The organism is Pseudomonas sp. DrBHI1 (assembly GCF_002205115.1).
Classification (GTDB): Bacteria; Pseudomonadota; Gammaproteobacteria; order Pseudomonadales; family Pseudomonadaceae; genus Aquipseudomonas; species Aquipseudomonas mosselii.
This window is the reverse complement of sequence record NZ_NIBE01000031.1, coordinates 1-7,517: the sequence shown is the minus strand read 5'-3', so window position 1 is coordinate 7,517 and position 7,517 is coordinate 1. Positions and strand designations below refer to the sequence as shown.

Here is a 7,517-nt window from a genome sequence, read left to right as displayed (position 1 = left end):
GATCGGTTCATCAGGCCGACCTGGTGAAAGTCAGGGCCTGCCTGACGGCAGGCCGTTACCGGCCCGCACACAAAAAATCTGACACTTCCAGCGGGCTTGCCCCGCGATAGTCCTATCGCCAATCCCGCTTTTCAGAGAAGAACGCCCGCGCATTCGCGTCCAGGCTCTCAAGGTGATACCCCCCCTCTTGCACAATCAGGCAGGGCAACCGCAGCGCCCGAATACGTTCCCCCAGCCGCGCAAAACCGTCGGTCGTCACCGCCACCTTGCTCTGCGGATCCAGCTCGTAGATATCGAACCCCAACGACAACACCAGCACCTCGGCGCCAAAGTTCTTCACCGCTTGCAACGCAACCTCCAGTTGCGCCATGAAGTCCGCTTCACTCGCCCCGTGGGCCATCGGCAGATTGAGATTGCAGCCCTCCCCCGCGCCTTGGCCACGCTCGTCCGCAAAGCCGGCCACGCCGGGGTAGAAGTTGGTCGGGTCACCGTGCACCGAGACATACAGCACATCGTCGCGCTCGTAGAAGATCTCCTGGATGCCCTGCCCGTGGTGCATGTCGGTGTCCAGGATCGCCACGCGGCCGTAGCGACTTCGCAATACCTGGGCGGCCACGGCGGCATTGTTGAGGTAGCAGAATCCACCGGCGGCATCGTAACGGGCATGATGCCCCGGCGGCCGGCACAAAGCGTAAGCGGCGGGTTCACCATCGAGAATCGCCTGGGCGCCCGCCACCGCGCTCTGCGCCGACCAGTAGGCCGAGCGCCAGGTGTGCTCGCCCACCGGGCAGCTGCCATCGGCCAGGTAGCGAGCAGCCTGGGCAAGAATGCCACGCAGGGCGTTGGGTTCGCGCACGAAGATGTTGGACATCACCTCGTCGCCCCAGTCCTCGGGCACCTCTTTCCAGCGCGCATGGGCTTGTTCGAGGAAACTCAGGTAGGCCTCGCCGTGTACGGCCTTGAGCGGTGCGAGGCCGGCGTCGGCAGGCTGGCGAATGTCGAAGCCCAGGCCCTTGGCGGCCTGCAACAGCCGCTGGGCGCGCTCGGGCACCTCCTGAGGGGTGCGCATCGCGCCACGGGAGTAATAGCTGCGCGGATGGTGCAGCAGTTGTTCGGGGTGGAAATAGCAGCGCATCAGGCCTCTCCTTCGTCAACCTGGCCGGCACGGGCCAGCACGGCGTTGAGCAATACATCGACGCCCTGGCGGGCATCGTCGGGCAACACGTCCTCGGCTTCGTTGTGGCTCAGCCCGCCGACGCAGGGGATGAACACCATCGCCGTGGGGCAGAAGCGCGCCAGCAGGATCGCGTCATGACCGGCGCCACTGACGATGGACTGCTGGCTGTAGCCCAGGCCATCCACCGCCTGCTGCACGACGGCCACGCACTGGGCATCGAACGGCGTGGCCGGGCTGACCCAGTGGCGCTCGATGCGCACGCTGAGGCCGCGCTGGTTGGCAATGGCCTGCAGTTGCAGGCTGATGTCGCGCTCCATCGCGTCGATGGCCGCGTCGCGGTGATGGCGCAGGTCGAGGGTGAAACGCACCACGCCCGGAATGGTGTTGCGCGACGACTTGGCGATGTTCAGCTCACCGACCGTGGTCAGGCCCTCGGGAGCGAAGTCCGTGGCCAGCTGCTCGATGGCCTGGATCATCCGCGCCACACCGTACAAGGCATCCTTGCGCAGCTTCATCGGCGTAGTGCCGGCATGGGCGGCCATGCCCTCGACGGTCACGTCGAGCCAGCGGATCGCCTGGCCGCCGCTGACCACGCCGATGCTGTTGGCGTTATCCTCGAGGATCGGGCCCTGCTCGATATGTGCCTCGAAATAGGCGTCCACGGCGCCACCCAGCGGACGCTGGCCGGCAAAGCCGGTGCGCGCCAGTTCATCGGCGACGCTGATGCCGTCGGCATCGCGGATCGCCAGGGCCTGCGCCAGCGGCAAGGTGCCGGTGAACACCGCCGAGCCGAACATGGCCGGGGTGAAACGGGCGCCCTCCTCATTGGTCCACACCGCGATCTCCAGCGGCTTGCGGGTACGGATGCCCAGGTCGTTCAGGCGGCGCACCACTTCAAGCCCTGCCAGCACGCCGTAGACGCCGTCGAAACGCCCGCCTTCGGGCTGGGTGTCGAGGTGGCTGCCCATCATCACCGGCGCGGCCTGCGGGTCGGTGCCTTGGCGACGGGCAAACAGGTTGCCGATGGCATCCACGCTCAGGCTCAAGCCGGCCTCGCGGCACCAGTGGCCGAACAGCTCGCGACCGGCCTTGTCCTCGTCGCTCAGGGCCAGGCGGCAGCTGCCGCCACGAGCGGTGGCGCCGACCTCGGCCATGGCCATCAGGCTCGCCCACAGGCGTTCGCCATTGCATTTCAACATTGCGGATACTCCAGATTCAGGCCAGCTCGAGCTGCCGGCTACGGGCGTACCGGCGCGTCAGCGCCAGCACGCAGACCAGGGAAGTGCAGGCGATCAGGCTGTAGAAGACCGCCATCGGCCACCATTGGCCGGTGAAGCTGTGCGCCAGCCAGGTGCCGATCAGCGGGGTCAGGCCCCCGGCGATGGCGCCGCAGACCTGATAGGCCAGGGAGATGGCGGTGTAGCGCACGCGGGTGTCGAACATGCCGCTGACATACCCGGCGATCACCGCGTAGAACGACGCCATGCACGCCGCCGCCAAGGCAATGCCGAGCACGATCAGCGGGCCTTCGCCACTGCTCACCAGCACGAACATCGGGTACGGCGAGGCCATCGCCAGCAGCGCGACCAGCGCCAGGAAGCGCGTGGCGCCGAGCCTTTCCGAGACCCAAGCGGCCAGGGGCTGCACGCAGAACTGGATGATCGCCACGAAGAACAGGCATTCGAGGATCAGCGAGCGCTCCAGGTGCAACTGCTGGGTGGTGTAGCTGATCATGAAGGTGTTGGTGAAGTAGACCCCGGCGATACCCAGCGTATTGGCGCCGATGCACAGCAACAGCGGCCGCCACGCGGTCCGAAGCACCTCCAGCACTGGCGCCTGCTCCTTGCGCCGGGCCTTCTCGGCCTGCGCGCGGCTGGCGAGGAACTCGGGCGATTCGTTGACCCCCAGGCGAATCGCCAGGCCCACCAGCAGCAACAGCGCGCTGGCCAGGAACGGCACACGCCAGCCCCAGCTCATCAGGTCGTCTTCCGGCAGGCGGGTGACCGCGCTGAACGCCAGCAACGACAAGATCAGGCCGGCCGGGCTGCCCAGCTGGGCGAACGAGGCGAAGAAATTGCGGCGCCCCTTGGGCGCATGCTCGCCGGCCATCAGCACTGCCCCGCCCCACTCGCCGCCCACGGCAATGCCCTGAACCACCCGCAGCAGGATCAACAGCACCGGCGCGGTCGCGCCGATCTGCGCGTAGGTCGGCAGCAGGCCGATGGCGACGGTGACCACGCCCATCATCAGCAGGGTGATGACCAGTGATTTCTTGCGACCGATGCGGTCACCGATGTGGCCGAAGACGATGCCGCCCAGGGGGCGGGCGAAGAAGCCCACGGCAAAGGTGCCGAAGGCGGCCATGGTGCTGAACAGGCTATTGTCGGAGGGGAAGAACAAGGCGCCGAATACCAGCGCGGCGGCGGTGGCGTAGATGTAGAAGTCGTACCACTCGATCATGGTGCCGATGAACGCGGCGGCGGCGGCACGGCGCGGTTGGGGCGAAGCGGCGGGCTTCATGGGTGGCTCCTTTGGTTGTTTTTCTGGCAGGAGTTTTTAGGACATGGCGACGCTCTGACGGCGCCTGCACTGCTGGAGATGATTCATCGCCAAAGCCTATAATTCAATTTTCTATTTATTATTCGAATTATTAGCCACACTTATTATCGAGCCCGACCATGCCCGACCGCCTGCTCAACGACCGCCTCGACTGGAACCTGCTGCGCACCTTCCGCGTCATCGGCCAGGAGCTGTCGATCAGCCGCGCCGCCGCCCGCCTGCACCTCACCCAGCCAGCCGTGAGCCAGGCGCTCAAGCGCCTCGAGGAACAGCTCGGACGCCAGCTCATCGCCCGTCGCGGCCCGCGCTTCGTGCTGACTGAGGTGGGCGAGCAACTGTTCCAGCTGGCCGGCGAGGTATACGGGCAGATGTCGCAGATCGGTGGCTTGCTGGAACAGCCGGCGGACGAGCTGGTAGGCAAGGTGCGCCTGCTGATGATCAGCCGCATCGTCAGCGAACGCTTCGATGATTTCCTCGCCGAGTTTCACCGCCAGCACCCGCGGGTGGAGCTGGAGATCGACGTGATGCGCAGCTCCGACATCGTCGCCGCGCTGCAGGAAAAGACCGCCACCGCCGGCCTGAGCCTCAACCGTCGGCCGCAGCCACGGCTGGAGCAACGGCTGTTCCTGCGCCAGCGCTACGCGTTCTTCTGCGGCAGGCACCACGGGCTGTTCGGCCAGGCCGAAGGCGATCTGCAACGGGAGAACTTTGTCAGTTTTACCAGCGACCAGATCGGCGGCATGCTTTCGCCGCTGACCATCTTCCGCGACCAGCAGGGCTTCGCCGGGCGCATCGTCGCCTCGTCACCGAGCCTGGAAGAGGTGCGCCGCCTGGTCATTGCCGGTTTCGGCATCGGCTGCCTGCCCGAACACGTGGTGGCGGAGGATGTAGACGCGGGGCTGCTGTGGAAACTGCCGCCGCACGAGGGCATTGCCGACGTGGACATCCACCTGCTGTGGAACAGGGACCAGCGCATGAGCCGTGCGGAAGGCCTGTTCATCGAGGCCTTGCTGTCGGCCTGTACACCAGCGACCTAGCTGGGATGCTGCAGACACTCAGCGAGTGTAAGCCGAGCGGTAGGCCTGCCCGCGCTCACGCTTGCCTATCGCCACCACCACAACCACTACCCGATCATCCTCGACGCGGTAGACCAGTCGATAGCCGCTGGCCCTGAGCTTGATCTTGTAGTGGTTGGGCAAATCACGCAGCGCATCCACACCGACCTTGGGCGAGAGCAAGCGTTGCCGGAGCTTCTTTCTGGCCTGCTCACGCACGGTGTGCCCCAGCTTCTCCCACTCCTTCAGGGCCGAAGGCAGGAACTCGAGCCTATAGGTCATCCAGCTCGACCGGGATGCCTTTCTCTCCCGCGCGCGCCTTGACCAATGCCACCAGTTCGATATCTTCCAGTCGTTCCATCATCGCCTCGTAGAGTTCAGCGGGCACCATGTAGCCCATGACGCGATTATGGTTGAGGACTGCCACCGGTTTCCCCTGTGCATCGGCCATGACTGCCGTAGGATTCTTCTTTAATTCCGAGACACTGACAGTGACGTCGGCAAAGATGTTCTGCATGTTAATAGCCCTCATTCAAGCGCTATATTTTGGTCATCATTCAGGTCTTTTTCAAGCAAGGCTGCTACAGAGGATGCGAAATACTCGCTGTCCTCGCCCGCCCCAGCCACGCATACGCCAACGTCAGCAACCCCAGCACCAACCCGGCAAACACCGCCACCACCACCTGGCTGTAGCGCGCCAGCAGCGCCGGGAACCCCACCACTTCACGGGTCACCTGGATATCAGCGCTGCCGTCGGCATCGCGAATGCTGATCCCGCCCTGACGGATCTGCGAATAATCGGCATCGAAGTACACCCAGACCTTGCTTTCGCTCACCCCGTCGATGGCCGGCAGGTCGATGCTGCTGGTGGGCGTCGGCACCAGCGTGTCGTTGCCGGCGGCGTCACGCACCTGCACCAGGCCCTTGGCCGGCAAGCGGATGTGCACGGCCTTGAGCGGCACCTGCGCGGGGTTGTACAGCTCGATAAGCAGGCCGGTGCGGTGATCCACCAACCCGGCCTCGAACGGCCTGGCGAACAGGTGCAGGTACGGAGCCTGGGCCAGGTCGACCAGCTTGTCGATCTGCGGATGGCTGAGGGCGCCGGCGCCGATGTCGCTGATCTGCGAGTGCAACCGCTCATACTTGAGCAGGTCGTTGGCCTGGCTGATGCGCTCGCTGAACTGGCCCGGGTAGGTGAGATGGGCATAGGTCAGGCGTGCCTGCAGGCGGTCGTCATCGCGCAGCACCGCATAGAGCATGGCGGCGACGGCGACCAGGGCGAGCAGCCCCACCAGGGATTTACCGACTTTTTCCCAATTCACCTGAGGGTTCCTTGTTTTACGGGCGTGTCGAGAGGCAAGGCAGGCAAGGGTGCCAAGAACACCGGATTCGGGCAAGGGTTGGCTGCCTGAGGTGAAGCGGTCTTGCGTGATAGTCGGAATGTACGCTCCTTCAGAGGTGGTGTTCAGCTTGATCAGCCCCGCGCCAGCAACCCCGGCACCGCCACGGCCAGCATCGCCACCCCGGACAAGGTCAGCAGCCCCAGCACGATCCGGCGAAACGCCCGCTCACTGATCCCCAGGTACAGCCGCGTGCCCAGCAGCGTCGGCACTGCCATCGCCAACACCACCACCGCGAACGCCGGCAGCAGCGCCGGGGTCACCAACCCGCTGCCCAGGTAGGTGAGCATGGTCACCGCCAGCATCGACAAGTTGAAGTTCTGGATCACCGCCCGCTGGGTGTCGCGCTCGAACCCGCGCAGGGTGCACCAGAGCGTCGGCACGGTGCCGGTAAAGCCGCCGATGCCGCCCAGCACCCCGCCGACCATGCCCACCGCGCCATCGGCCAGTCGTCCCCCCTGCAGACGCGGCAGGCGTGGCGCCAGCAACATCAGTGGGCACCACACCACCAACAGCGTGCCGAACACAGCTTTAAACCACAGCATGTCCAGGTAAGGCAGCACCCACACACCCAGCGGAATCCCCGCCAGGCCACCAAGCACAAAGGGCCACAACAGCGACCAGCTGAAGCCCCGGCGCACGCTGAACACCGCGATCAACTGCCCGGTAAGGCTGCCGAATACCGTCAGCACCGCCGCCACCTTCGGTTCCAGCCCCCAGGCCCAGAACGACATGGCCACCATGCCGAAGGCAAAGCCTGACAAGCCTTGGACGAACCCGGCGACGATGGCGCCAAGGGCGATAAGGTAAAGCGGATCCATGTGGGCTCCCGGTGACGATCGAAGGCATCGGGTGGGCAGCATTCCCCACCCAGCAGTGGGTGTCCAGCCCCAGGTCTGCGGCAATACCTTGAGCGTTTCTCGCCCGCACCGCCGCAACATCTTGAAACAACTGGCGTTTGGCCATTTGCCGTTTGGCACAGCCGTTGCTGTGCCCTGTTCAAGGCACTTCGTCGCTCTTCGAGTGGCAACAGATGCCGGTCTGCACAACACGGGGCATACGGCAATGAACAAACCCGCTGCGACATCGACCCAGGTGTTCAGGTTGTCTACCGTTACGGCACTGCTGGTCAGCCTTGGGCTGGCCAGCGCGTTCGCCGGGTCGCTCGACGACGTGGGCCAGCCACCGCCTACCGATCCTTCCGCCTACAGCGAACCGCCCGTCACGCCAGTGGCCCTGGCGGCAGCGCTGGAAGACTTGAAATCGATGCCCGAGGCCAACGAGGGCTCGCTGGAACTGACCGATGGCGTCTATGGCAACCGCGCG

Annotated in this window: 9 protein-coding genes; 2 read left to right on the top strand and 7 right to left on the bottom strand. The window is 65.2% G+C overall.

Annotated elements, in window-relative coordinates:
- Positions 1–112 precede the first annotated feature (112 nt).
- The 3 genes from CC207_RS05450 to CC207_RS05440 are packed head-to-tail and all read right to left on the bottom strand — an operon-like array spanning position 113 to position 3,697.
- Positions 113–1,135, bottom strand: coding sequence for a histone deacetylase family protein (locus CC207_RS05450; RefSeq protein ID WP_062361057.1), 1,023 nt, complete (start codon positions 1,133–1,135; stop codon positions 113–115).
- Positions 1,135–2,376 carry a Zn-dependent hydrolase gene (locus CC207_RS05445; RefSeq protein ID WP_062361055.1) on the bottom strand — a complete coding sequence of 414 codons (1,242 nt, stop codon included), beginning with the start codon at positions 2,374–2,376 and terminating at the stop codon, positions 1,135–1,137. The genes CC207_RS05450 and CC207_RS05445 overlap by 1 nt, the downstream gene beginning before the upstream one ends.
- Before the next feature lie 16 nt (positions 2,377–2,392).
- Positions 2,393–3,697 (bottom strand): MFS transporter, encoded by a 1,305-nt coding sequence (locus CC207_RS05440; protein WP_062361053.1) that lies wholly within the window; start codon positions 3,695–3,697, stop codon positions 2,393–2,395.
- Between the two features lie 158 nt (positions 3,698–3,855).
- Here CC207_RS05440 and CC207_RS05435 point away from each other — a divergent pair, with 158 nt between their 5' ends.
- Entirely contained in the window at positions 3,856–4,773 is a 918-nt protein-coding gene (locus CC207_RS05435) for a LysR family transcriptional regulator (protein ID WP_062361051.1), read from the top strand.
- 18 nt (positions 4,774–4,791) lie between these two features.
- Here the strand turns inward: CC207_RS05435 and CC207_RS05430 are convergent, their stop codons facing one another.
- From CC207_RS05430 to CC207_RS05415, 4 genes are all read right to left on the bottom strand, one after another.
- Positions 4,792–5,073: a type II toxin-antitoxin system RelE/ParE family toxin gene (locus CC207_RS05430; protein ID WP_088851695.1), complete on the bottom strand. Its 282-nt coding sequence runs from the start codon at positions 5,071–5,073 to the stop codon at positions 4,792–4,794.
- Positions 5,063–5,308: a type II toxin-antitoxin system Phd/YefM family antitoxin gene (locus tag CC207_RS05425; protein WP_050705246.1), complete on the bottom strand. Its 246-nt coding sequence runs from the start codon at positions 5,306–5,308 to the stop codon at positions 5,063–5,065. The genes CC207_RS05430 and CC207_RS05425 overlap by 11 nt, the downstream gene beginning before the upstream one ends.
- A 64-nt stretch (positions 5,309–5,372) precedes the next feature.
- The gene (locus CC207_RS05420; RefSeq protein WP_088851694.1) at positions 5,373–6,113 is read right to left on the bottom strand and encodes a hypothetical protein; all 741 of its coding nucleotides are present in this window, start codon (positions 6,111–6,113) and stop codon (positions 5,373–5,375) included.
- A gap of 152 nt (positions 6,114–6,265) precedes the next feature.
- The gene (locus CC207_RS05415; protein WP_069017253.1) at positions 6,266–7,012 is read right to left on the bottom strand and encodes a sulfite exporter TauE/SafE family protein; all 747 of its coding nucleotides are present in this window, start codon (positions 7,010–7,012) and stop codon (positions 6,266–6,268) included.
- 244 nt (positions 7,013–7,256) lie between these two features.
- Here CC207_RS05415 and CC207_RS05410 point away from each other — a divergent pair.
- On the top strand, positions 7,257–7,517 hold a 261-nt coding region (locus tag CC207_RS05410), incomplete at its 3' end, for a hypothetical protein (RefSeq protein ID WP_143496077.1).